General features: G+C 70.5%; 1 protein-coding gene. It reads left to right on the top strand.

All coding sequences use genetic code 11. The annotated features are described in order from the left end of the window. Positions 1 to 292 (top strand): UvrD-helicase domain-containing protein (locus L0U85_RS11990; RefSeq protein WP_241377996.1); only part of this gene is annotated, 292 nt, incomplete at both ends.

Below are 292 nucleotides of genomic sequence, written 5' to 3'. Positions count from 1 at the left end.
CTGGGGCGGTCGCAGCGGGCCCGCGTCTGGGATCTGGTCGAGCGGTACCAGGCTCGGCTGACGTCCGAGGGCATCTGGTCGGGAGAGCAGATCTGCATGGCCGCCGCACTCGCCGAGACCGCCCGCTCCTGGACGGGGCGGCGGCGCTACCGCCACATCGTCGTCGACGAAGCACAGGACCTGTCCGCGGTGCATTGGCGGCTGCTGCGGGCGCTCTGCCCCGAGACCACCGACGATCTGTTCATCGCAGGCGACAACTTCCAGCGCATCTACCGCCAGCCGCTGCGCATGG

This window comes from Glycomyces sp. L485, assembly GCF_022548875.1.
In the GTDB taxonomy this organism is placed as follows: domain Bacteria; phylum Actinomycetota; class Actinomycetes; order Mycobacteriales; family Micromonosporaceae; genus Glycomyces.
Note: the sequence above shows the minus strand (reverse complement) of the source record. Positions and strands in the feature narration are given on the sequence as shown.